Source organism: Aminobacter sp. MDW-2 (genome assembly GCF_014250155.1).
Lineage (GTDB): Bacteria > Pseudomonadota > Alphaproteobacteria > Rhizobiales > Rhizobiaceae > Aminobacter > Aminobacter ciceronei.
Genome location: NZ_CP060199.1, coordinates 97,505 through 122,048, shown reverse-complemented (window position 1 = coordinate 122,048; position 24,544 = coordinate 97,505). Strand labels below are relative to the sequence as shown.

General features: G+C 60.1%; 13 protein-coding genes and 6 pseudogenes. 12 read left to right on the top strand and 7 right to left on the bottom strand.

From position 1 onward, the window contains the following. Positions 1-10 precede the first annotated feature (10 nt). From H5P29_RS31670 to H5P29_RS31660, 3 genes are read right to left on the bottom strand one after another with little or no spacing between them, the layout of a single operon-like run. Positions 11-772, bottom strand: coding sequence for an ABC transporter ATP-binding protein (locus H5P29_RS31670; protein WP_154387456.1), 762 nt, complete (start codon positions 770-772; stop codon positions 11-13). Between the two features lie 8 nt (positions 773-780). Continuing rightward, positions 781-1,533, bottom strand: coding sequence for an ABC transporter ATP-binding protein (locus tag H5P29_RS31665; RefSeq protein ID WP_154387457.1), 753 nt, complete (start codon positions 1,531-1,533; stop codon positions 781-783). Between the two features lie 5 nt (positions 1,534-1,538). Further along, the gene (locus H5P29_RS31660) at positions 1,539-2,828 is read right to left on the bottom strand and encodes an ABC transporter substrate-binding protein (protein WP_154387458.1); all 1,290 of its coding nucleotides are present in this window, start codon (positions 2,826-2,828) and stop codon (positions 1,539-1,541) included. 523 nt (positions 2,829-3,351) lie between these two features. Between H5P29_RS31660 and H5P29_RS33060 the strand changes: the two genes are divergently transcribed. Together H5P29_RS33060 and H5P29_RS33055 are read left to right on the top strand one after the other, a co-directional pair. Continuing rightward, entirely contained in the window at positions 3,352-3,741 is a 390-nt protein-coding gene (locus H5P29_RS33060) for a hypothetical protein (RefSeq protein ID WP_348640635.1), read from the top strand. After that, positions 3,684-4,220: pseudogene (locus H5P29_RS33055) on the top strand (radical SAM protein); the annotation flags it as partial. The gene H5P29_RS33060 and the pseudogene H5P29_RS33055, both read left to right, overlap by 58 nt. Before the next feature lie 37 nt (positions 4,221-4,257). Here H5P29_RS33055 and H5P29_RS33050 read toward each other — a convergent pair. Then, complete coding sequence (locus H5P29_RS33050) at positions 4,258-4,533, bottom strand: response regulator transcription factor (RefSeq protein ID WP_371818672.1); 276 nt, start codon at positions 4,531-4,533, stop codon at positions 4,258-4,260. 1,060 nt (positions 4,534-5,593) lie between these two features. Here H5P29_RS33050 and H5P29_RS31645 point away from each other — a divergent pair. Then, entirely contained in the window at positions 5,594-6,223 is a 630-nt protein-coding gene (locus H5P29_RS31645) for a glutathione S-transferase family protein (RefSeq protein WP_154387460.1), read from the top strand. A 225-nt stretch (positions 6,224-6,448) separates the two neighbouring features. Next, entirely contained in the window at positions 6,449-7,360 is a 912-nt protein-coding gene (locus H5P29_RS31640; RefSeq protein WP_154387461.1) for a 3-keto-5-aminohexanoate cleavage protein, read from the top strand. A gap of 520 nt (positions 7,361-7,880) precedes the next feature. Here H5P29_RS31640 and H5P29_RS31635 read toward each other — a convergent pair. Then, a complete protein-coding gene (locus tag H5P29_RS31635) occupies positions 7,881-10,268 on the bottom strand; it encodes a transketolase (RefSeq protein ID WP_154387462.1) in 2,388 nt (795 codons plus the stop codon). A gap of 138 nt (positions 10,269-10,406) precedes the next feature. Between H5P29_RS31635 and H5P29_RS31630 the strand changes: the two genes are divergently transcribed. Continuing rightward, entirely contained in the window at positions 10,407-10,862 is a 456-nt protein-coding gene (locus H5P29_RS31630; RefSeq protein ID WP_154387463.1) for an Lrp/AsnC family transcriptional regulator, read from the top strand. A 353-nt stretch (positions 10,863-11,215) separates the two neighbouring features. Here H5P29_RS31630 and H5P29_RS31625 read toward each other — a convergent pair. Beyond that, positions 11,216-12,286: pseudogene (locus H5P29_RS31625) on the bottom strand (short-chain fatty acyl-CoA regulator family protein); the annotation flags it as partial. A 119-nt stretch (positions 12,287-12,405) separates the two neighbouring features. Between H5P29_RS31625 and istA the strand changes: the two are divergent. The 7 genes and pseudogenes from istA (at position 12,406) to H5P29_RS31590 (ending at position 23,400) form a co-directional block, all read left to right on the top strand. After that, positions 12,406-13,972: pseudogene (gene istA, locus H5P29_RS31620) on the top strand (IS21 family transposase). Beyond that, entirely contained in the window at positions 13,905-14,639 is a 735-nt protein-coding gene (gene istB / locus H5P29_RS31615; RefSeq protein ID WP_154387638.1) for an IS21-like element helper ATPase IstB, read from the top strand. The pseudogene istA and the gene istB overlap by 68 nt, the downstream one beginning before the upstream one ends. 98 nt (positions 14,640-14,737) lie before the next feature. Further along, positions 14,738-16,732, top strand: coding sequence for an acetyl/propionyl/methylcrotonyl-CoA carboxylase subunit alpha (locus H5P29_RS31610; protein WP_185910471.1), 1,995 nt, complete (start codon positions 14,738-14,740; stop codon positions 16,730-16,732). A 2-nt stretch (positions 16,733-16,734) separates the two neighbouring features. Continuing rightward, positions 16,735-18,876, top strand: coding sequence for a methylmalonyl-CoA mutase (gene scpA / locus H5P29_RS31605; RefSeq protein ID WP_154387598.1), 2,142 nt, complete (start codon positions 16,735-16,737; stop codon positions 18,874-18,876). A gap of 39 nt (positions 18,877-18,915) precedes the next feature. Then, a pseudogene (locus H5P29_RS31600) lies at positions 18,916-19,374 on the top strand (hypothetical protein). 33 nt (positions 19,375-19,407) lie between these two features. After that, positions 19,408-20,213, top strand: a pseudogene (locus tag H5P29_RS31595) (IS3 family transposase); the annotation flags it as partial. A gap of 211 nt (positions 20,214-20,424) precedes the next feature. Continuing rightward, entirely contained in the window at positions 20,425-23,400 is a 2,976-nt protein-coding gene (locus tag H5P29_RS31590; protein WP_185910452.1) for a Tn3 family transposase, read from the top strand. Between the two features lie 56 nt (positions 23,401-23,456). On the opposite strand, the pseudogene H5P29_RS31585 reads toward H5P29_RS31590, so the two are convergent. Then, positions 23,457-24,472, bottom strand: a pseudogene (locus H5P29_RS31585) (IS3 family transposase); the annotation flags it as partial. Between the last annotated feature and the right edge of the window lie 72 nt (positions 24,473-24,544).

Sequence of the window (24,544 nt, the reverse complement as noted above, 5' to 3'; positions counted from 1 at the left end):
CATTCCTTTTCTAACGGTGAGCACGCAGAGCCAGGGCCTCGGATGCTTCGCCCTTCAACTTGCCGGCGTGCATACCGATTATCCGGTCAACGCGTCCCTCAAGGGCAGCGACGTTCTGCTCCGCAATCACCATCGCTGAGGCACCCAGATTGACAGCCATCAGAGCATCGATGACGTTCTTGCCTATCTTGGGGGCAAGACCGAGCGTCGGTTCGTCAACGAGGAACAGCGACGCCTCCGTCATAAGCCCACGGCCAATGGAAACCATGCGCCGCTCGCCACCCGAAAGGCGCCCAACTGGCGTATCCTTGAGCTTCACCAGGGGCGGAAAAATCTCATAGATTCGCCGCTTGCGTTCGGCGCGCTCGCGCCAAGCGCGTGCGGTGAAAGCGCCGGAGTCGAGATGCTCTTCGACGGTCAGCCCGTGAAAGATTTCGTCGCCCTGGGGGATCAGTGCCAGACCCCTCTGTACGACCTGGTGCGTGTACCGCCCCGGGCCCTGGCTTCGCGTGCGACCGACCTGATGCCCGTTCAACAGAATCGAGCCGCGCTGCCAACCAGTCAGGCCGGCGATTGCGTAAAAGAGCGTACTTTTGCCATGACCATTTAGACCAACCAGGCCGACCCGTTCGCCAGATTTCACGATCAGATCAAGGTCGTGTATGACCCGCATCGGTCCATAGCCCGCCGACAGGCCGCGCACATTGAGAACTTCGCTTCCGGACCCAACAGGTTGCGAAGAGACAAAGGAGCTTGAGGAAACGTGGTTCATGATCCAGATCACTCCGTCGCGTTCTCAAAGTATGCGGCATGGACTCTCGGATCGCTAAGCACGTCCGCTACTTGACCCTCCGAGATTACTTCGCCTGCATCCATGACCATCACCCGGTCAGCGATAGTTTCCAGAAGTTCGATGCGGTGCTCGACAATCACAACGGCAATATTCATCTCCTTGGAAAGAAGGCGTAGGAGATAGTCTATTTCGTCCACCTCCGCGTTGATCAAACCAGCCGCCGGTTCGTCCATTAGCAAAAGCGACGGTCGTCGCATCAAAAGGCAAGCCAACAGAAGCTTGCGTCGATCGAGCGTATCGAGTTGGACCGTAGGCGTGTCGTCGTCAACGCGTAGTCCCACAAGCTCTGCACCATACTCGGCATCGAACTTTGTGAGGTAAGGGCGGTAGGCTTGGCGCGCCGCCTTGAACGTCTCTGCGACTGTCAACTCCTCAGGCACCACCGGCGTCTGGTAAGTTCGGCCGATACCGAGCCTGGATCGTTCGAAAAGGGGCAAGGCTGTCACCTCCTTGCCCTTGTATGTCACTGCGCCCGCCTTCGGTCGTAGGCGACCAGAAAGCACTTCGAAGAGGCTTGTCTTGCCTGCTCCATTCGGACCGATGATTCCGAGAACTTCGCCTACGTCCACATGAAGGTTGATGTCTCGCAGTATCTCTCTCCCACCGAGATCGAGGGCTATATTGCCGCACGAGAATAGGGTGCCTTCACGCGACTCGACATTGACTGGGCGGGCCTGCATCTGCTTCAGCTCCACCAGGGCGGCAACTGGAGTTGGGCTGAGGCAACTTCTTTAGGATAGACGATCTTGTGCTCAAGATCCTGGATCTGGATGTGAAGCAGGGGGATTCCCTCTTCTGCGCTGGGCGCGGCCAACTCATCATCAAATCCGTTCGCCGGATAGTGAAGGGCTTCCTGCCATGGGTTGTTCACGTTGATGGTGCCGCAAACGCCGCGCGTTGGGTTCTGCCTGATCGCGGCCGCGGTTGCTGCGAAGTTCTCCGGGTCGCCAGCCGCCTCCCATGCGCGTTTGAGGAGATATGCAACGTCGTATCCATGCCCAGGGTAGACGGCGCCGGGAAACGGACCCGGGAACCGCTCACGGTATTTCTTTTCGAAGGCGAGCCCCCGCTCATCCTGCAAATGCCCGATGGTGGAGTCCCAAATGAACCCGTTGCCCGCCTCGCCGACGAGTGTCAGGTACTCGGGCTGCGATGGACCGTAGTGAAGATGGACAAGCGAGTTCTTGACCGGGTTGGCCACAAATTGCTTCGTGAACGCTGCCAGTTCGGCAGCCACCCAGTGATTAATGAAGATCGCACCCGCGTCGACTTGTCTTAGTTCGTGAACGACGGGATTCCAGTCTTGGACCGGAATCTGTATATCCGTGATCTGCGCGATCTCAAAATTTCCGCGTTTCTTAACCTGATCTACAATTCCTCGTGTAATCGATCTTGCATAGCCTGACTGCTCTTGTACAATATGTATTTTTCTATTCTTTGGCGTCCATAATCCAGACTTCTCTTGCTCCTCGAGCATCAGCGGGTATGTCCAGCCGTAGTCCAGATCCGAGGCGTCGACCTGAAAGACGTGGCTGTACTTTTCCGGGTTTTCCTTGATTTTTTCGGTCTGCTCGCGCTGCGCGGTGCCATTGAGATAGGGGCATTTGTATTTTGCCGTCGTGTCCATTGCGACAATTGGAATGAACACGAACGCACATGAGATTGCATTCACCTTAGCATCGACACAGGCAGCAAAAGCCTGCTTGATGCTTTCGGGAATTATGGGGTTGACGTCCGGGGTGAACAGTTTCAATTCCCGACCGAGTATTCCACCAGAACTGTTTATTTCCTCCATAGCGAGCTGAGTGCCCCGCAAGTGATCCAAATGATCGGCGGTTCCCACCGGCGCCGTTTGCGCCGTTGGCACGCCGAGCAAGATGGGATTTTGAGCAAACGCGGCTCGTGCGACCCACGGCATCGCGATGGAGGCACCAAGCGCCGCGTTAACTGCCCTTCTAGTGAACCTCATATCCATTGCTCCCATTTGGTGTTTTATTTGCCGGAGAATTGTTCGCCACGTTGAGGGTCGGCTCAATACGTCAGTAGACCGATTTTGATGGGCGACTCCATGATGGGCATCGCGGCAGGCCCAATGGGATATGTCCGGCGTCGGCGCTGATGGGACCAAATTGGCTTAACTGAGAGCGGAGGATTTCTGGTTCATCGTAGCCTTCAAAGGAGCGAAGACGAGACAGAAATCCGGAGCCGGGAAGGCCAGCCCCGGCGATCCGCTCATCATCTACAACGCGGTCTATATGCAGGAAGCCGAACTGACCGCGCTCAGACCGCGGGTGCTGACTTCGACTGGAACAATCACATCACCGGGCGGCTGACCTATTCGGTCGGGCGCAATGCCGACGGAGGCTACAGCTTTTCCGTCCTCGACACGGCCGGCGTCGCCCTTCGCAAACCAACGCTGGTCGGCAGCTCATAGCCAACCAGGCTCTGCTCGCGCTCACCGGACCAGCAACAGAGGCCTTTTGACGATGACGATTGGAATGAACGAGGAACCCGACGTGAAGCCGGCCATGGAACCGATTGGCGGAGAGCTGCCCCGATGGAACCGGGAAGCGGCCGAGGCTATTCACGACCTGCCGTTCAACGACCTGCTCTTCCGAGCCCAGGCGGTCCATCGCGCGAATTTCGATCAAAACCGGGTGCAGTTGTCGCGCCTGCTCTCGATCAAGACCGGCGGCTGTCCGGAGGATTGTGGCTATTGCAGCCAGTCGGCGCACTACCCGTCGGGGCTCAAGGCCTCGAAGTTGATGGAGGTTAACGCGTCGTCGCCGAGGCCAGGAAGGCGCGCGAGGCGGGCGCGACGCGCTATTGCATGGGTGCGGCCTGGCGCGGCCCCAAGGAGCGCGACATGGAGGCGATCGTCGCCATGATCGAGGGTGTCAATGCGCTCGGCATGGAGACCTGCATGACGCTCGGCATACTCGATCCTAGAGCATCGGACCGAAAAGTGCGCAGCGGTTTTCGGATAAATCCGATGCTGAAACAAAGAGATAGAGCGGCGAAGCGATTCCGATTGAGCGTTCGCCGCTCTAGCCAGGCGCGGCGGCTGAAGCAGGCTGGCCTCGACTACTACAACCACAACATCGACACCTCCGAGCGCTACTACACCGAGATCATTTCCACCCGGACCTTCGCCGACCGGCTGGAAACGCTTGGCCATATCCGCGAGGCCGGCATGAAGGTCTGCTGCGGCGGCATCGTCGGCATGGGCGAGGAAAAGGCCGACCGCATCGACATGCTGGTCATGCTCGCCAACCTGCCCGAGCCTCCGGAAAGCGTGCCGATCAACATGCTGATCCCGATCGGGGGCACGCCACTCGGCGAGGCCGAGCCGATCGAATTTGTGCGCTCACGCTAGACCCGACATCAACACGGCCGTGTGGCTGTCAGGTTCTGCGCCTCTTGACGTCACACACGAGCAGGCCCTCAGCCACAGCCATTGCCGCGAGCTTGGCTCTCGATGAGCAGTCCATCTTCGCAAGTATGTGCTCCACATGCGTTGAGGCGGTGCGCGCAGAAACAAAGAGCAATTGCGCAATCTCTGGGTTCGAACAACCTCGTGCTATGAGGGTGAGGACTTGGACTTCCCTGAGAGATAGATTGTACGGCCACGCAATGCTCTCTTCGGTAACAAGTATTACGCTGCCCCTACAAGGCGTCATCTGTACTGCGTGACAGCAACCAGCCTCGTCAGGCCACAAGAATCGTTGCGGTATGGATGAAGCACTGCTCTCAAGCAGGAGACGACGCAATGGGCCTCCCTCACCCAAATATGGCCCGGCGGATCGGCCCGGCAAATCATGCGCCAATCCGGTTGATGCCAAGATGAGCGCGTAGGCGCCCGGGTTCAAAGCATCTGCGTGGTGTGCGCAGGATGTCACAAACTCCGGCCATTATCGGGGCGAATCGCTCGGTTATCTGCCTCCGATCATCGGTGGCCAAAGCAGGCGCCGTCCAACTCATATGGACCGCCCCCACATATCGACCATTTCCGAGACGAAGGCACATAGTCGACCCCTCGCGGTAACCCGCGGGAAGGAGAAATTTCTGTGCCGTGTAAGTTTCGGCAAACGGGAGTTCCCAATCGCGCTCGTAGTCAACCCAGCGCATGGAATGCGGATCACGTCGATGCGAGAGCGCGAAACCCGGGTTATCTCGTACGTACTCATCGTTGATGTGAGCAACCGCCGCGCCGGTGTATCCATCAGCCGCAAGAGTATGGTGGCGATGGCTCTTGGACATCGGATCCCAACCACTGAGGAGGAAAGCTGAACAATGGGTTAGATCAATGAGTATCTGCATTATTTGCGATGCGCTATCCCCGACCTGTCCAGCCGGGTCAGCCGATAGCTGAGCGCTTGGAGCCATTTCCGGCAAGTGTGCCTCTATCTCCACGGCATCCCTCCTGAGACACACCCCGGACCACGAAACAAGCCTGTTTCGTAGTCCCTGGCTCCCAAATTCCCAGCATTACCATAACACACTTTCGCGCTTTCGCCCACAACCACGCGCCCGGCGAGAGCTGCGCTGGTTCGACCACCGATCAGCACGGACAAGGTATGGCAGATAGCAACGAGATACAAAATCGGCCGATTGACGGATTGCTTAGCACCCGTCCTGACCGAAAGAATTGCCCTACAGCGGATTGGCTTTCGACTGCGTCGGTAGACGCTAACAGCAGCTTCAGAAAATTCTGAAGTGACATTAGGCGGGATCGAGATAATGATTACGCTCTATCACTGCTCCGATACACGTTCCTTTCGCGTTCTTTGGGCGCTTGAGGAAGTTGGGCTCGAATATGAGTTAAAAACGCTGCCTTTCCCGCCACGATTTCTTGTACCGGATTTTCTCGAGATCAACCCACTCGGTACCGTCCCCTACTTTGTTGATGACCAGACAACCATGACAGAATCGGTTGCCATCTGTCATTATTTGGCGGAGCGCGGCGGACGAACAGAGCTCATCATACACCCGGACCATGATACTTTCGGCAACTACCTGAATTGTCTTGTGTTTGGAGAGGCTACACTGACTACCCCTCAGGCTATTGTGCTTCGCTATAGGAATCTCGAGCGACCAGAGCGGCGACTCCCGCAAGTCGCTGAAGACTACACCCGATGGTTTTTGGCTCGATTGCGCGCGGTTGAGCGAATTGTTCAGCAGCAGGAGTACTGCGTCGGGCATTTCACAATGGCAGATATATCAGTCGGCTATGCGCTCATGCTGGCCGGTATGCTCGGCCTTGACGGCGGGTTCTCCCCCGCCTTGAGGGCCTACATGAAGCGGCTATCAAGCCGCGAAGCATTTTTGAGAGCCAAGCGTGTTCAGCAGATATCTGAAGATGTTCAGTGATGCGGATGTACGCTCCGCTCCCCGCATCCAATCTTTTGGACCGAGGTTGAGTTGATACACCCTACCAGCGACGACTCTAAACGCCATTCGCTGTCCGGAGCAATTGGCCGGCTGCGTAAGGTGGTTTGCCATAGCTGGATATTGCAACAAGGCGCGCGTTTTCCGCTTCACCCGATCATTGGCCGGAGCGTTTTCAGACAGGAACAGAACTAGCGAGCGATGAACATGGCTACCACTATTGAACCTAAGCGCAGATGGATCGAGGTCGCGCTGAATGGTCCCTGGGGCCCGACGCTTCAACCCGGAGCACCAATTACAATCGAGTCGATTGTAGAGGAAGGAATCGCGGCCGCCAAAGCTGGCGCGTCTATTGTCCACTTCCATGCGTATGACGAGAATGCAGGAAAGCAAAAGGACGACTGGCAACTATACGCTCGGATCATCGAGGGAATTCGGTCGCAGGCCGATGTTATCGCGTATCCAACGATTCCGCTTGCGGGCTCAGGCCTTGGCTCTGACGAACCACTTACCGCCCAGGACCGCTTGCATCATATTGATGAGCTCGGCCGCCGCGGTCTGATCGAATGGGCCGTGTGCGACCCCGGAACGGTGAATTTCTGCCGTTTCGACCGCATTGCGGCAGGCGATCTCGGGTTCATATATCTGAATCCCGGCGATCACATCCGCGAGGGGTTGAAGATCGCGGCCGCCCACAGAATCCGGCCAAGTTTCGCGATCTACGAGCCTGGGTTCTCCCGTTTGGGTGCAGCGGCCGCGGCGGCAATAAAGAATGTGCCGACGCCCATCTACCGCTTCATGTTCTCGGACGAGTTCGCTTGGGGCTTTCCTCCAAGGTCGTTTGGCTTGACGGCTCATCTCGCGCTTCTTTCTGAAGTAGCCCCTGGCGCTCCTTGGATGATCGCCGGCCTTGGTGTTGATGTTGGACCCTTGGTTGAGGAAACACTCGAGCGAGGGGGTCACGTTCGCGTTGGATTGGAGGATGCACGTTTTGGCACCGATCGGACCAACCTGAACTTGGTCGAAGAGGCGGCGGTCAGAATTCGAACGATGGGGTATGAGCCCGCTACGGCTGCCGAAATCCGCGAAGCATTGCGTCTCGTCGACGCAGCTTCGTAGGCGCAACGTCCGCGCGAACCGGTAGGCTGAGGTCGACATCCCTCAGATTGACAATGAGGCGGAGCGCAACGCTCGGAACGAATGCATCCAACACACCAGGCGCCAACGCGAACCCAAGCGCGTTAGCGCCGCCCTTGCCGTTCGGCGAGACCGCCGCCGGCGGCAAGGGCAGTCTTCTAAAAGTTGCCGTCACGGCTACAAGGATCCGGCATCGCCGGCACACCCGAATCGCTCTTTATTCTGACGGTGGTGACAAGGGCGCTTCCGGAACCACACGCCGACGCGTCCAGCACGGCCGCGGAAGCGCGAAGCAACACAGCGCGACCTGTGTCATAAAGCTTGAGATTGACGGCATCGGGTCGGCCCGTGGCGCCGGTGCCAGGACGTTTGCGGCGGTCACCCAAACAGCCAGATCGACGATCTCCTACGTTGGCCTATATCGCCAATCCCGCCCAAGGCTGTGGCCTGAGAGCACCGCTTACGAGCGGATGGTCGCTCGTGCGACGACTACTCGGGAAGGCTATATTGCTCGCAGATGCCGGATCGGCCTGCCAGGGGTGAGGGTTTCGGCCGCTTTGAGAATGCCATGCGCGTCAATGCCGAAGTGACGATAGAGATCCGCAATGGTGCCAGTTTGGCCGAAATGCTCGACACCAAGCGAGCGGGTCCGATGGCCGCGCACGGAGCCAAGCCATGCCAAGGTGGCTGGATGGCCGTCGATCACGGTGATGATACCGCAATGGCTAGGGATCTCGGACATCAGTGTCTCGATATGGCTCGTTGCATAGGCTAGGCCCGCTTCGCGTGCACGCTGTGCTGCCGTCCAGCCGGCGTTGAGGCGATCGGCCGAGGTTATCGAAAGCAGCCCGACGTCGCGTCGGTCTTCGCCCATAAAGCCGACTGCCTCGATTGCCTCAGGCGCCATCACCCCCGTATAAGCGACCACTGCGTGCGCGTTGGGGCCCGGCTTACGCATCCAGTAGCCGCCATTGACGATGTCCTGACGCAACGCCGGTGTCATCTGACGGCGTGGCTGGTCTATCGAACGGGTCGAAAGCCGCAGATAGACGGAGCCCCCGGTCGCATCGCGCAGCCAAGTGGTCTGATCCGGCTCCTGTTTTCCCGAGCGCTGCATATATTCGAATGCCCAGCGCATGATCACAGCAAGCTCGTCAACATAGGCCGGCTCAAAGCTCGCCAACCCGTCTTGGGCCATGCCGATCAAAGGCGTGGCGATCGACTGGTGGGCACCCCCTTCCGGAGCCAGTGAAACGCCCGATGGCGTGGCCGCGAGGATGAAGCGCGCGTCCTGGTAGCAGGCGTAGTTCAACGCGTCGAGGCCCCGCTCTATAAACGGGTCATAAAGCGTCCCGACCGGCAGGAGGCGCTCGCCAAAGATCGAATGCGACAGGCCAAGCGATGACAGCAGGATGAAAAGGTTCATCTCGGCAATGCCCAGTTCTATGTGTTGGCCCTCCGGCGAGAAGGTCCAGTTGAAGGTCGACGGAATCTTTTCCGCCTTAAACAGGTCGGCCATCTTCTCCTTGGCAAACAAGCCGCGACGATTTACCCACGCACCCAGATTGGTCGACACTGTGACGTCAGGCGACGTAGTGACGATACGGCGGGCAAAGTCCGCGTCCGACTTGGCGATCTCGTGCATCAGCAACCCGAAACCCTGCTGCGTCGACATCGATGGCTGTGCACCGAACGTCAATTCCGCTGGGACGTCAACGGTGCCGGCAATATAGCGTCGAGCACCTTTCTGAACGAACGGCACCGCCGACAGGAACGCCCGCAACTCCTCCTCGTCGACATCGAGACCCTCGAAAGGTTCCCATTCACGCGCTTTGCGAATGCCCATGGACGAACGAAGCATATCAACTTGAGCCGGCGTTAGCAGGCCGGAGTGGTTGTCCTTGTGGCCGGCCAGCGGCAGGCCGAAACCCTTGATGGTATATGCGATGAAGCAAACTGGCCGATCATGGGTGCGCGCTTCCGCGAACGCATCGAGGATGGATGGCAGATCGTGCCCGCCGAGATTGCTCATCAATTCGGCCAGTTGCGCGTCGCTGTGGCTTTCAATGAGGCCCGAAACAGGTCCCTGGTCGCCGAGATCGTCGAGCAGCCGCTTTCGCCACGCCACCCCCCCTTGGAATGTCAGAGCGGAATAAAGCTGGTTAGGGCATGTATCGATCCACTCACGCAGGCGAGCGCCACCGGGTTGGGCGAAAGCTGCCTGCTGCAACTTGCCATGCTTGAGCACCACGACATCCCAGCCGAAATTACGGAACATGGCCTCGAACTTCGACCACAGCCCTTCGCGAACAACTGCGTCGAGGCTTTGCCTATTGTAGTCGACCACCCACCAAGTGTTGCGCAGGTCGTGCTTCCAGCCCTCCAGCAAGGCTTCAAAGATATTACCCTCGTCCATCTCTGCGTCGCCGATCAAGGCGACCATCTTGCCCTCGGGCAGATCGTCGGCCCAGCCTTTGGCGTGGACATAGTCCTGCACCAGCGACGAAAACAGCGTGTGCGCCACGCCTAGCCCAACAGAGCCGGTGGAGAAGTCTACGTCGTCGATATCCTTCGTGCGCGAAGGATACGACTGAGCGCCGCTGTAAGCGCGAAAGTCCTTTATCTTCTCTAGCGTTTGCTCTCCGAGCAGATACTTGATGGCGTGGAAGATGGGGCTCGCGTGTGGCTTGACGGCGACACGGTCCTCGGGACGCAGCACAGAAAAGTAAAGCCCCGTCATGATGGTCGCGAGCGAGGCCGAAGATGCTTGGTGGCCGCCGACTTTAAGCCCGTCCTCGCCGGCCCGAAGATGGTTCGCGTTGTGGATCATCCATGTTGCCAACCAGAGCACTTTTTTCTCAAGGGCGGCAAGGATCGCGTCGTCAGCCATCGAAATACCTCTCGTTTGTGCCGGAACAATAGCGTAGGACCGATAGCGGCTGCGGCTATTTTTCGATCGCCAAGCGTCTGATTTTAGCTGACAATGCCATAAATTCCCGCATTGAAGATGATTTGAGGCAGATTTAGGATGGACAGGATCGACCGCAAAATCATTCAGGCGCTGCAGATGGACGGCAAGATGACCGTGGCTGACCTCTCCGAACGCGTCGGCCTTTCGCCGTCGCCATGCGCGCGACGCGTGCGACACCTCGAACGCTCTGCCGTCATCAAGGGCTACGTCGCGGTGATTGATCAAACTAAGGTCGGTTTGCCCATCAGCGCCTTCGCCTCGATCAAACTGGAACGCCAGCGCGAGGAGGATCTTGATCGCTTCGCCGAGGCTGTCGCTCATTGGCCGGAGGTAGTGGACTGCTATCTCATGACGGGCCAGCGGGACTATCTTATGCGCATTGTCGCCCACGATTTGGAGGCCTATGAACGTTTCTTGAAGCAGAAACTCACCCGCCTAGACAATGTCGCTTCAATCGAGACGAGCTTCGCGCTAGGCCAAGTGAAAAGATCGGAAATCCTTCCGCTGGAATAGCGGGGCGCTCCGTATAGAGCTAAAGATGAAGGGGGCTCGAAAAAAGAGCCAGGCATCGCGCCCGTCTGGATAGGTCGCTGTCGCTGCAAACCATCCGAAGGTGGTCTTTTTGACTTCTCACGATCGGCTCGGGGACCGAATCATTCGTTTGTCTGGATCAAATGGGGAAGCCTTCGACCGCTAGGTTTCGATGTTCATCGAACTGTTTTCGTCGCGGGCGCATCTTGCGCGGTTCCCTGGACGCAACAAAATGGGCTGGCAATGTCTTCTTGACGGCGATGCTAGTCACAACGAGTGCTTATTAATGGCCCTTCTTATCCAGGACGCGCCTTGGTCCCGAGCACGATCTTCAATCAGCAAATGGCATAAGGCAGCACTGAGCGAACATCCGGATCGATGCGGAGCCGCCGCTTTAGTGGCGGCACTGCGCGCTGGCCGCAGTTCACCCGCTCGCAGATACGACAGGAGATGCCGATCGGTTGGAAGCCGGCGCGGCTTGCCAGGTTGAGGCCGTCGGCATAGACGAAGTCGTCGGCATGCGAGACCTCGCAGCCCAGCGTGATCGCGTAGCGCCGCTGGGGCGCGGCAAAGCCGCCGCTGCGCTTGGAAATCTCCGTGGCGATGGACAGATAGCGCGCGCCGTCCGGCATCTCGGCGAGCTGGCGCACCATGCGACTCGGGGTCTCGAAGGCTTCGTAAGCATTCCACAACGGACAGGCCGCGCCGTAGCGCGCAAATTGCAGTTTCGCGGCGCTATGGCGCTTGGTGATGTTGCCGGCCCTGTCGATACGGGCGAAGAAGACGGGCACCCCCTTCTGCCCCGGCCGTTGCAAGGTGGAGAGCCGGTGCGCCACCTGCTCGAGACTGGCGCCGAAACGAGTTGCCAGCAATTCTATATCGTGCCGCACTTCCTTCGCTGCGGCGAGAAAGCGCCCGTAGGGCAACACCAGCGCCCCGGCGAAATAATTGCGGAGCCCGATGCGGCAGATGTCGCCTGCGTCGGAGGTGCGGAAGCCGGCACGAGCGATGATCGCGTCGACCTCCGTCCGTCGCTCCAGCGAAGCAATCTGGAAAGCGAGCTGGAAGGCGCGCGAGGCGCTATCCAGATTGGGACTGAGATAGAGCACCCTGGCCTTGCCGTCATAGCGACGCAAATTCTCACTGCCCTCATCCGAACTCGCGACGCGCACACTGTGGCGTCTTTCCAAGTGTGCCAGCATGGCGGTAATACCGTCCTTCTCGCCGATCAGCAGATCGCTCGCAAGGCTCTCGGCGGCCATATCCAGGTCGTCGATGTAATTGTCTACGAAATGAAAGAAGTCGCGCACCTCCTCGTAAGGGGTCGGCTCGGAAAAGCTGTCGGTGCGCACCATCTGGTCATCGATGCTTGCGAGTTGCTCGCTGTTGCGCCGGTATGCCTGATGGCTGTGATCCGGCGTGCAAAATTGACCCCTTAGCTGGGAGGATCGGCGTCCAAAATTGACCCCCCTCATTCAGTGGATCAGCACCCATCCGTTTGTGTTTGCGAACGGATGGAGAGGGGATGAAGTCAGTGGATACGATCGCCCGGGTCCGGCGCGCGTTCTATGTTCAGGGCTGGTCGCTGAAGCGGATCAGCCGGGATCTGCATGTGTCGCGCAACACGGTGCGACGGATATTGCGGTCGAACGAGACGTCGTTCTCCTACGAGCGTGAGCATCAGCCGAAGCCGAAGATCGGGCCGTGGCAGGTGCAACTGGATGCACTGCTGGACAGCAATGACGCGAAGGCGAAGCGGGAGCGCCTGACGCTGGTGCGCATCTACGAGGAGCTTTGCGCGCTCGGCTATGAGGGCAGCTACGATGCTGTCCGGCGGCATGCAAAGAGCCGGGACACGGCGCGGGGTGCGGCAATGGCTGAGGCCTATGTGCCGTTGTTCTTCGCGCCGGGCGAGGCCTACCAGTTCGACTGGAGCCACGAGATCGTCCTGATCAACGGCGTGACGGTGACCGTGAAGGTCGCCCATGTCCGGCTCTGCCACAGCCGCATGATGTTCGTGCGCGCCTATCCGCGGGAGACGCAGGAGATGGTGTTCGATGCCCATGACCGGGCGTTCGCCTTCTTCGGCGGCACCTGCACGCGCGGCATCTATGACAACATGAAGACGGCGGTGGAGACGGTCTTTGTCGGCAAGGAGCGGCAATACAATCGCCGCTTCCTGCAGATGTGCAGCCACTATCTGGTGCAGCCGGTGGCCTGTACCCCGGCATCGGGCTGGGAGAAGGGGCAGGTCGAGAACCAGGTCGGGCTGGTGCGCGAGCGCTTCTTCACGCCGCGGCTGCGCTTCCGGAGCTACGAGGAGATGAACGCCTGGCTGCTCGACAAGTGCGTCGCCTGGGCCAAGGCCCACCGCCATGTCGATCAGCCGGAGCGCACGATCTGGGATGTGTTCGAGGAGGAGCGCGACAAGCTGGTCGGCTATCGCGGTCCCTTCGACGGCTTCCACTGCGTTTCCGCTTCGGTCTCGAAGACCTGCACCGTGCGCTTCGACAACAACAAATACTCGGTGCTCTCGACGGCAGTTGGTCGCCCGGTCGAGATCCAGGCCTATGCCGACCGTATCGTCATCCGCCAGGACGGCACCATCGTCGCCGAGCATGCCCGCAGCTTCGGCCGCGGCGAGACGGTCTATAATCCATGGCACTACGTTCCGGTCCTGGCCCGCAAGCCCGGAGCACTGCGCAATGGCGCGCCGTTCCAGGGTTGGGATCTGCCGCCGGCGATGGAGCGGGTGCGTCGTCGGCTGAAGGCTGCCGACGATGGCGACCGGCAGATGGTGCTGATCCTGACGGCGGTGCTATCGGACGGGCTCGATACGGTTGAGGCCGCCTGCCAACAGGCGCTCGCCGAGAACGTCTGCTCGTCGGCCGTCGTTCTCAACATCCTGGCTCGCCGCCGTGATCCGGCACCGGCCGTCACTATCCTCACACCCGATGCGCTTCGCCTGCGCCACGAGCCGCAGGCCGATTGCGCCCGCTACGACAGCCTCAGGAGGGCAAGCTGATGGAACGAACCGAAGTTCTAGATCTGATGGGCACGCTAAAGCTCTACGGCATGCGCGGAGCCTATGACGAGGTCATGGCCACCGCCATCAAGCGCCAGCACGAGCCGCCCAGGATCGTCGGCGACCTGCTGTCGGCCGAGATCGCCGAGAAGCAGGCCCGCTCCATCAAATACCAGCTCACCGTCGCCAAGCTGCCGCTGGCCAAGGACATCGAAGACTTCGACTTCACCGATACGCCCGTCAACGAGGCGCTGGTCCGCGACCTCGCTACCGGCACCTTCATCGCCGACCAGCGCAACGCCGTCCTCATCGGCGGCACCGGAACCGGCAAGTCGCACCTCGCCATCGCGATTGCCCGGGCGCTCATCCGCAACGGAGCGCGTGGGCGCTTCTTCAACGTCGTCGATCTGGTCAATCGGCTCGAGACCGAGCACCGTGCCGGCAAGCAGGGACGCACCGCCGATTACCTCACCCGTCTCGACTTCGTGGTGCTCGATGAGCTCGGTTATCTGCCCTTCGCCCAGGCCGGCGGACAGCTGCTCTTCCATCTCATCAGCCGGCTCTACGAACGGACCTCGATCATCGTCACCACCAATCTCGCCTTCGGCGAATGGCCCGCCGTCTTCGGTGACGCCAAAATGACGACCGCGTTGCTCGACCGTCTTACCCACCACTGCGAGATCATCGAGACCGGCAACGAATCCTGGCGCTTCAAAAGCCGCTCTCAAAGCTAAAGCCGACGAGCCTAACCAACGCGCCCGACCGGGCTGCGCAACCCCGACCAGCTCCACCCGGTCGGGCGCTCACCGCCGAGCGTTACAAGGGGGTCAAAATTGGACGCCGATCGAGGGTCAGTTTTGCGCGCCGATTGACAATCCGCACGGCCCGCAAACTCGGCATAGCGACCGTGGCAGTCTATTCAGATGCCGACCGCGAGGCACTGCATGTGAAGATGGCGGACGAAGCCGTACGTATCGGCCCGGCGCCTTCCAGCCAGTCCTATCTCGTCATCGACAGGATATTGGAGGCGGCCAAGACCACCGGCGCGGACGCCATTCATCCCGGCTACGGTTTCCTCTCGGAAAACTCCAATTTCGCCGAAGCGCTTAAGGCTGCCGGTGTTGCCTTCATCGGCCCGCCGCCGGTCGCCATCGAGGCAATGGGCGACAAGATTACATCCAAGAAGATCGCCGCCTCGGCCGGCGTGTCAACGGTTCCCGGGCACATGGGACTGATCGCCGACGCCGAGGAGGCAGCCAAGATTTCGAGCGAGATTGGCTATCCCGTCATGATCAAGGCTTCGGCGGGCGGCGGCGGTAAGGGCATGCGCATCGCCTGGAATGACGCCGAGGCGCGTGAGGGTTTCCAGTCGTCGAAGAACGAGGCGAAATCGTCCTTCGGCGACGATCGCATCTTCATTGAGAAATTCGTCACGCAGCCGCGTCACATCGAAATCCAGGTGCTGGGCGACCAGCACGGCACGCTCCTCTATCTCGGCGAGCGCGAATGCTCTATCCAGCGCCGCAACCAGAAGGTCATTGAGGAGGCGCCTTCGCCTTTCCTCGACGCCGCGACGCGCAAGGCGATGGGCGAACAGGCGGTGGCGCTCGCAAAGGCGGTAGGCTATTTCTCAGCTGGAACCGTCGAGTTCATCGTCGACGGCAGCCGTAAATTCTACTTCCTCGAAATGAACACGCGCCTCCAGGTCGAGCATCCGGTGACCGAGTTGATCACCGGCTTAGACCTTGTCGAGGAGATGATCCGCGTCGCCGCCGGCGAACGCTTGCGGATGACCCAGGACGACGTCAAGCTGACTGGCTGGGCGGTTGAAAGCCGGCTCTACGCCGAGGACCCGTACCGCAGCTTCCTGCCGTCGATCGGCCGCTTGACCCGCTATCAGCCGCCGCTCGAAGGAAAGCGCGAAGACGGCACGGTGGTGCGCAATGACACCGGCGTTTTCGAAGGCGGCGAGATCTCAATGTATTACGATCCGATGATAGCCAAGCTCTGCACATGGGCGCCAGACCGACTCGCCGCCATCGAGGCCATGTCCAAGGCGCTCGACGACTTCGAAGTCGACGGAATCGGCCACAACCTGCCCTTCCTGTCAGCGGTGATGGAGCATCCGCGTTTCCGCGAGGGGCGTATCACCACCGCTTTCATCGCCGAGGAGTTTCCGGACGGGTTTACCGGCGTGCATCCGGTAGGGAACGCGGCGCGCCGCCTCGCTGCGGTCGCGGCCTTCCTCAATCTGCGCCAGCAGAAGCGCAGCGTGCTGATTTCGGGCGCGCTCGCCAACCATCCGCGCAAGGTCGGCCGCGAATGGGTGGCGACGCTACGCGACTTCTCCTTTGCGCTTTCTACGCGCGAGGAAGGAGGCAAGTTGACTGCCAGCTTCGACGACGGCGTCACGCACACTGTGTCGAGCGACTGGCTGCCCGGCCGCAGCCATGCCACGTTCCTTGTCGACGGAGTGGCGGTCGGCGTGAAAACGGCCGCCTCCGGCGGCGGCTGGCGCTTGCGCCAAGGCGGCATTGACGAGATCGTTCATGTGCGCAGCCCACGTGTAGCCGAGCTTGCCGGGCTGATGCCGAAAAAACAGCCGCCGGACACCTCAAAGATGTTGCTCTGTCCGATGCCCGGCGTCGTCACCACCATCACGGTTGGAGAGGGTGAAACCGTCGAGGCGGGCCAAGCGCTGGCGACGGTCGAGGCCATGAAGATGGAAAACGTACTGCGAGCCGAGCGTCGCGGCGTCGTCAAGCGGGTCGCTGCGCAAGCCGGCGAGAGCTTGGCGGTGGACGAACTGATCATTGAGTTCGAGTGACCATGGCCGACAAGTCCGATCTTGACGCATGGAAAGCGCTTGCGGAACGCGAGTTGAAGACTTCGCACGATGCCCTGGTCTGGCAGACGCCGGAAGGCATCGACGTCAAGCCGCTTTACACGCAAACCGATCTCGAAGGCATCGGGCACCTGGATACCATGCCCGGCCTGAAGCCGTTCCTCCGCGGGCCGCGCGCCACCATGTACGCCGGCCGACCTTGGACGATCCGGCAGTATGCGGGCTTCTCGACGGCAGAGGAATCCAACGCCTTCTACCGCAAGGCGCTGGCTGCCGGCCAGCAGGGCGTCTCCGTCGCCTTCGATCTTGCGACCCACCGCGGCTATGACAGCGACCATCCTCGCGTCGAGGGCGATGTCGGCAAGGCGGGCGTGGCGATCGATTCCGTCGAGGACATGAAGATCCTGTTCGAGGCCATCCCGCTCGAAAAGATCTCCGTCTCGATGACTATGAATGGTGCGGTGATCCCGATCCTTGCCAGTTTCATTGTGGCCGGCGAAGAGCAAGGCGTGCCGCGCGCCAAGCTGTCCGGGACCATCCAGAACGACATCCTTAAGGAGTTCATGGTCCGCAACACCTACATCTACCCGCCGGAACCCTCGATGCGGATCATCGCCGACATTGTCGAGTACACCGCCAGGGAGATGCCGAAGTTCAATTCAATCTCGATCTCGGGCTACCACATGCAAGAGGCCGGGGCGACGCTTGTGCAGGAACTCGCCTTCACGTTGGCCGACGGGCGTGAATATGTGCGCGCCGCCCTAAATAGAGGGCTCGATGTCGACGATTTCGCCGGCCGACTATCCTTCTTCTTCGCCATCGGCATGAACTTCTTTATGGAGGTCGCCAAGCTGCGCGCCGCACGACTCCTGTGGACCCGCATTATGGAGGAGTTCGAGCCGAAGAAGGCCGCGTCGCTGATGCTGCGCACCCACTGCCAAACGTCAGGCGTCTCGCTGCACGAGCAAGACCCGTACAACAACGTCGTCCGCACCGCCTATGAGGCACTGTCGGCAGTGCTCGGCGGCACGCAGTCGCTGCACACCAACGCGCTCGACGAAGCAATAGCCCTGCCGACCGAGTTCTCGGCTCGAATCGCCCGCAACACGCAATTGATCCTGCAGCACGAGACCGGTGTGACTAGAGTCGTCGATCCGCTGGCCGGCTCCTATTACGTCGAAAGCCTGACCAGAGATCTCGGCGAAAAGGCTTGGGCGCTGATCGAGGAGGTCGAGGCTATGGGCGGCATGACCAAGGCGGTAGCCACTGGCCTGCCCAAGCGGTTGATCGAGGAGGCCGCAACGCGCCGCCAGGCCGCCGTCGACCGGGGCGATGAGGTCATCGTCGGCGTCAACAAATACCGCATTGAGAGCGAGGACGCTCTCGAAAGCCGGGACATCGATAACGCCGCCGTCCGCCTTTCGCAGATCACCCGGCTGGGCATGACCCGGCGCCATCGCGATCCGGTGCGTGTCGAGGCCGCGCTGGCGGCGCTTGAAGCAGTCGCGCGCACAGGCGACGGAAACCTTCTGGAGGGGGCGGTGGAAGCCGCCCGCGCCCGCGCGAGCGTTGGCGAGATGTCCGACGCCCTGCGCCGCGTGTTCGGCGATCATGTGGCCGTGCCGCAGGTGGTGCGCAAGGTCTATGGAGAAGCCTATCGCGACGAGCCGGAGTTCCTTACGTTAGTGTCTCGGCTGTCCGATTTTTCCGCAACGCTCGGCGAGAAGCCGAAGCTTATGGTCGTCAAGCTCGGGCAAGACGGTCACGACCGCGGCGCCAAGATCATTGCGTCAGCCTTCGGTGACATCGGCTTCGAGGTTATCGCGGGTCCATTGTTCCAAACCCCAGACGAGGCGGCTGAGCTTGCTGCAAAGAACAAGGTGCACGTCGTCGGCATGTCGTCTCTGGCGGCCGCCCACAAGACGCTTGCGCCAAAATTGGTCGAGGCTCTGAAGGCGCGCGGCGTTGGCGATATCGTCGTCGTTGTCGGTGGTGTCGTGCCGCGGCAGGACTACCAATTCCTTCTCGACCACGGGGTCGCCGCCGTCTTCGGTCCCGGCACCAATGTGCTGGATGCAGCAAGCGGCGTACTCGACCTGATGCAGGGCAAGCGCCGCAATCGATAGTTCATTTCGAACAAACCCGGTATTTTCAGGAGGTAGAGAATGGCGAAAAATGTTGTCTTCGTTTCAGGCGCGCGAACAGCAATCGGCTCGTTCGGGCGGACGCTCAACGATGTACCGGCAACCCGTCTCGGAACGGTCGCCATCAATTCGGCTGTAGAACGGGCCGGCATCGAAAAATCGCGCGTTGGCCATGTGGTCATGGGAAATGTCATCCACGGCGAGCCGCGCGACGCTTATCTCTCACGCGTGGCCGCATTGGAAGCTGGCCTCTGCAAGGAAGTCGCCTGACTTACTTTGAACCGGCTGTGTGGCTCGGGCCTTCAGGCAATCATCTCGGCCGCACAGACAATCATGCTGGAGGATACCGACTGTGCCGTAGCGGGGGGCGCAGAAAGCATGAGCCGAGGCGGCTATCTGCTTCCGGCGCTGCGAGACGGGCAACGGCTGGGCGATACGAGCGCGATCTGGTCTGCCCCCCTTGAAGTGGTCCTCAATTAGGTATGGCTTTTGAGCCTTTTGAGGAGTGCAGAGATGGCCCGGAAACGGCACACAGCAGAAGAGATTGTTGCGAAGCTGCGTCAGGTTGACGTGCTGGCATCGCAGGGGCGTCCGGTCGCGGAAGCGGTTCGGTCGATAGGCGTGACGGAAGTTACATCCTACCGGTGGCGCCAGGAATATGGTGGCCTGAAAGGCGACCAGGTAAAGCGGCTGAAAGAGCTCGAGGCCGAGAACACCAGGCTTCGTCGAGCGATCTCGGATCTGACGCTGGACAAGATGATCCTGGCCGAGGCTGCCCGGGGAAACTACTAAGCCCCGCGCGTCGCCGTTCCTGCGTGGATCATGTGGTTGCCGAACTTGGCGTGTCCGAGCGACGGGCTTGCCTGGTTCTAGGCCAGCATCGATCGACGCAGCGCAAAATCTCCACGAGATCCGACGATGAAGCGGGACTGACCGCCGACATCGTCGCGCTCGCCACCCAGTATGGCCGCTACGGCTATCGTCGCATCACGGCGATGCTGCATCGAGCGGGCTGAGCGGTGAACCGCAAGCGGGTCGAGAGTATCTGGCGACGCGAGGGGCTGAAGGTTCCGCACAAGTAGCCCAAGCGCGGGCGGCTATGGTGCAACGAGAACTCCTGCATCCGGCTTCGCCCGCAACATCCCAACCATGTCTGGTCCTACGACTTCGTTCAGGACCGCACCCACAACGGAAGGAGCTTCCGAGTGCTCAATGTAATCGACGAGTTCACCCGGGAATGCCTGACGATCGGGATCGGCCGCAAGCTGAAAGCCGTCGACGTGATCGACACGCTCTCGGACCTGTTCATCCTGCGCGGGGAAATGAAACAAATTCTTAGAGGCAATATTTCTTATTGTATTTGCTAGACGTATTACTGGGGCCGGAACAAGAGCTGTGCAGAATCTTGCGCTAAGGTCGAACGGATAGTGAACGCCCGGATGTTCGCTGTGGATACGCCATTTGCCTCCTGTACCGTTAGGCCGCTTTGGACAGAGGCTTGGCCACTACCGTTTTGGAGTGGAGTGGAAAGTGGCCCGACGAGCGCTTCTCAAAGAACTCGAGCGAAAGACGTTATTCGACATTCCGGTCGATGAAGACAGTCTGATCAGCCACTATTCTCTTTCACCGGCCGATTTGCTGGAAATCCAGCTACGGCGGCGCGAACACAATCAGCTCGGCTTCGCGATCCAACTCTGCTTGATGCGCCACCCCGGCCGGCCACTGTTGGCTAACGAGGTTCCGCCGAAAGCGATGCTCGACTATGTTGCCGAGCAAGTAGGCGCAAGCTCGACCGCATTCAGGCTGTATGCCCGTCGTGAGGAGACCCGCAGCAATCACATTGCTCACCTCCTGGGTTATCTGCAGAAGCGAAACGCAACAGCCGAAGATCGGCGTGCCGCATTGCTGTCGGCAATCGAGATGGCCTCAACAACAGACGCCGGTACTTCGATTGCTGGCGCCATTGTGGCGGAGCTCCGCAATCGAAATTCGCTGCTCCCGGCGGCCAATATTATCGAGCGGATGGGGCTCGCGGCTCGCGCTATCGCTCGTCGGCGGGCGGAAAAGACCCTGATCGAAGGCATTTCGTCTGATAGGCTACAAGACCTCGACCGTCTTCTGGAGGTTGACCCAACAATCGGGCAGACGCGCTTTCATTGGCTGCGATCGGCGCCAGAAGCGCCGGGTGCATCCAACCTGGTCGGACTGACTGAACGGATTGCATTCCTGCGGACGCTGGAGATCGACCCGAAATTTCAAGCGCGCATATCTTCGGGACGTTGGGATCAGATGATCCGCGAAGGCAACGCCACGCCGGCATGGCTGGCCAACGACTTCAACGCAAGTCGCCGTCACGCTCTGATCGTGGCTCAAGCAATCAAACTCGGCCAGAAGCTCACCGATGATGCTGTAACGATGTTCATCAAGCTCATGGGTCGGCTGTTCTCGCAAGCCAACAGCCGCAAGAAACAGCGGCATATTGAAGGTCGTACGGACACCGCCAAGGCGCTGCGCATGTTCCTCGACACGATCACTGCCCTGCAATCCGCGAACGATTATGGCCGGAACGCACTGGAGGTTCTTGATCAGGAAGTTGGTTGGCATCGGCTGCTCCGAATGAAGCCTGAACTTGAGTCGATGGTCGAGGTCAACGAGGCACCACCCCTGACCGTGGCAGCCGAACAATATGCGACCGTCAACAAGTACGCCGGCGTCTTCCTGCAGGCATTCACGTTCCGCTCGGCGCGCCGCTATGACCCGCTTCTTGCCGCGGTCGGGGTCCTGAAACGGCTCTATTCGGAGAAGCGTCGGACATTGCCGGAGGCCGTCCCAGTCACCCACCTCAGCCAAGCTGATCGGAAGCTGATCTTCGGGCAGGAAAGACCTGATCGCCGCCTCTATGAGATTGCAACACTAGCGGCATTGAGAGACCGGCTTCGATCAGCGGACATCTGGGTCGACGGCAGTCGATCCTTCCGACCGATTGACGAGCATTTGATGCCGCGATCAACGTTCATCACCATGAAGGAGCAGGATCGCCTCGGACTGGGCGTACAGGGCGATGCCGCCGAGTGGCTAGCCGAAGCGCGGCAAATGCTCGACTTCAACCTGAAGCGACTGGCGCATAGAGCGCGGTCCGGAAAGCTCGAAGGTGTTCGTCTTGAAGGGGGAACGTTGATCGTCACGCCGAATGCCGGTGAGGTGCCGGCGGCGGCCGAAGAATTGAACGCCGAGATCAGCGAGCTCTATCCGCTTGTCGAGGTGCCGGACCTCCTACGAGAAGTGCACGAGTGGACCGGCTTCGCCGATCATTTCACGCATGTTCGCACGGGTGACAACCCAAGGAATGTCTCGGCCATGCTGGCGGGCGTTCTGGCGGATGCGACCAACCTCGGGCCGAAGCGGATGGCGAGCGCGTCCAAGGGGATCAGCGCACACCAGATCGGCTGGATGCGCACATTCCATGCCCGTTCAGAGACTTATCGCGCGGCTCAGGCGTGCGTGACAGATGCGCATGCCCGGCACCCGCATTCCCGACTTTGGGGCGACGGAACGACATCTTCGTCGGATGGCCAATTCTTCCGCGCAAGCGACCGTGCCGCCAAGCGCGGAGATATCAACTTGCACTACGGCAGCGAGCCCGGATCGAAGTTCTACAGCCACCTGTCCGACCAGTACGGCTATTTCAGTATCCTGCCGATCAGTCCGACCGAAAGCGAGGCCGCCTATGTACTCGACGGGCTTTTCGATCAGGACACGGTCCTCGATATCCAAGAGCACTTCACCGACACCGGCGGCGCCAGCGATCACGTGTTCGGATTGTTCGCCTTGATCGGCAAACGCTTCGCACCTCGGTTACGCAATCTCAAAGATCGGAAGTTCCACACGTTCGAGAAGGGCGACGCATACCCGGCACTGTCGAATCACATCGGAGCACCGATCAACACCACGCTCATTCTCGACCACTGGGACGATCTGCTTCACCTGGCAGCGTCGATCACGACGCGATCCGTCGTGCCGTCGACCATCCTGAAGAAGCTCTCGGCATCGCCAAAGGAGAGCCAACTCGCCAGGGCGCTGCGGGAACTCGGTCGCATCGAGCGATCCCTCTTCATGATCGAATGGTACTCAAGTCCGTCATTGCGCCGGCGCTGCCAAGCCGGTCTCAACAAAGGCGAGGCGGCACACAAGCTCAAGCGTGCCGTCTTCTTCCATGAGCGGGGCGAAATCCGCGATCGGTCGTTCGAAAGCCAGGCGTTTCGCGCATCAGGCTTGAACCTCGTCGTCAGCGCGATCGTCCATTGGAATACAGTTTACATAGAGCGGGCGGTTACCCATTTGCGCAGTGCACGTCGCGAGATTCCGGATCATCTACTGAAGCACATCTCGCCGTTGAGTTGGGAGCACATCAACCTGACCGGCATCTACACTTGGGACGCGGAACATCAAATGCCTGAAGGATTCCGATCGCTAAGACTTCCGACCCCAATCCGTCGAGCAGCATAGAGTTCACGATCCGTTCGCTCTTAGCGCAAGATTTTGAACAGCTCTTGTCCCGACCCCATGTAGCACGGCCCATTGTCGGAAAGCAGACGCGGGCGCTGACGCACCGTCGCCCGATGACAGCCCGATGCTGTGAGCGCCAGGTTCAGCGTGTCGGTGACGTCCTCGGCCTTCATGGTGGTACACAGCTTCCAGGCGATGATGTAGCGGGAGAAGTCGTCGAGAATGGTGGAGAGGTAGAACCAGCCCCAGCCGATGACCTTCAGATAGGTGAAGTCGGTCTGCCAGAGTTGGTTGGGCGCCGTGGTCTTGTCCCTGAACTCGTCGGCGGCCTTGATCCCGATGAAGGCCGGACTGGTGATCAGGTCGTGCGCCTTGAGCAGGCGATAGACGGATGCTTCCGACACAAAATAGCTTTGAGTGTCGGTGAACGTCACGGCCAATTCCCGGGGCGACAGCTCCGGCTTGTCCAGGGCAAGGTCGACGATCCGATCCCGCACAGGCTCGGGAATGCGGTTCCACACCCGGCCAGGCCGTGGGCTACGATCCTGGAGCGCATCGACGCCGCCCGTCAGGAAACGATCATACCAGCGGTGGAAGGTAGCGCGCGGGATGCCGAGTTTTTCCAGTGTGCGACGCGCCGGCAAGTGGGATCGCTCGACGATCTGGATGATCTCGAGCTTCTCTGAGGCGGGGTATCTCATTCGTCGTCGCCCCCATCCGCGATCATGCTTTTTTTAAGCAGCCGCAGCTCCAGCGCCTGTTCGGCGACGACTTCCTTCAGATCGCGGGCTTCCTTGCGAAGCACCTTCACCTCATCGGTGGTGGCTGCGCGCGCCGTGTCACCCGCCAGCCGCTTCTTGCCGGCTTCCAGGAATTCCTTCGACCAATTGTAATACAGGCTCTCCGCGATGGCTTCCCGGCGGCACAGGGCCGCGATCGACTCCTCGCCGCGAAGCCCCTCCAGCACGATACGGATCTTCTCCTCCGCGCCATACTGCTTGCGGGTTACCCGGCGGATGTCCTTGATCACCGTCTCCGCTGACGGCTTCTGCGTCCCGGCTTTCTGTCTCATCGTCGTTCCTCTGAAAGGCTACGATGAACCAGAAATCCTCCTCTCTCAATTAGCCCAATTCTGTCTCATCGG

Coding starts and splice junctions, on each gene's coding strand:
- H5P29_RS31670 (WP_154387456.1), bottom strand. CDS start 772: ATGAACCACGTTTCCTCAAGCTCCTTTGTCTCTTCGCAACCTGTTGGG.
- H5P29_RS31665 (WP_154387457.1), bottom strand. CDS start 1,533: ATGCAGGCCCGCCCAGTCAATGTCGAGTCGCGTGAAGGCACCCTATTC.
- H5P29_RS31660 (WP_154387458.1), bottom strand. CDS start 2,828: ATGGATATGAGGTTCACTAGAAGGGCAGTTAACGCGGCGCTTGGTGCC.
- H5P29_RS33060 (WP_348640635.1), top strand. CDS start 3,352: ATGAACGAGGAACCCGACGTGAAGCCGGCCATGGAACCGATTGGCGGA.
- H5P29_RS33050 (WP_371818672.1), bottom strand. CDS start 4,533: ATGACGCCTTGTAGGGGCAGCGTAATACTTGTTACCGAAGAGAGCATT.
- H5P29_RS31645 (WP_154387460.1), top strand. CDS start 5,594: ATGATTACGCTCTATCACTGCTCCGATACACGTTCCTTTCGCGTTCTT.
- H5P29_RS31640 (WP_154387461.1), top strand. CDS start 6,449: ATGGCTACCACTATTGAACCTAAGCGCAGATGGATCGAGGTCGCGCTG.
- H5P29_RS31635 (WP_154387462.1), bottom strand. CDS start 10,268: ATGGCTGACGACGCGATCCTTGCCGCCCTTGAGAAAAAAGTGCTCTGG.
- H5P29_RS31630 (WP_154387463.1), top strand. CDS start 10,407: ATGGACAGGATCGACCGCAAAATCATTCAGGCGCTGCAGATGGACGGC.
- istB (WP_154387638.1), top strand. CDS start 13,905: ATGGAACGAACCGAAGTTCTAGATCTGATGGGCACGCTAAAGCTCTAC.
- scpA (WP_154387598.1), top strand. CDS start 16,735: ATGGCCGACAAGTCCGATCTTGACGCATGGAAAGCGCTTGCGGAACGC.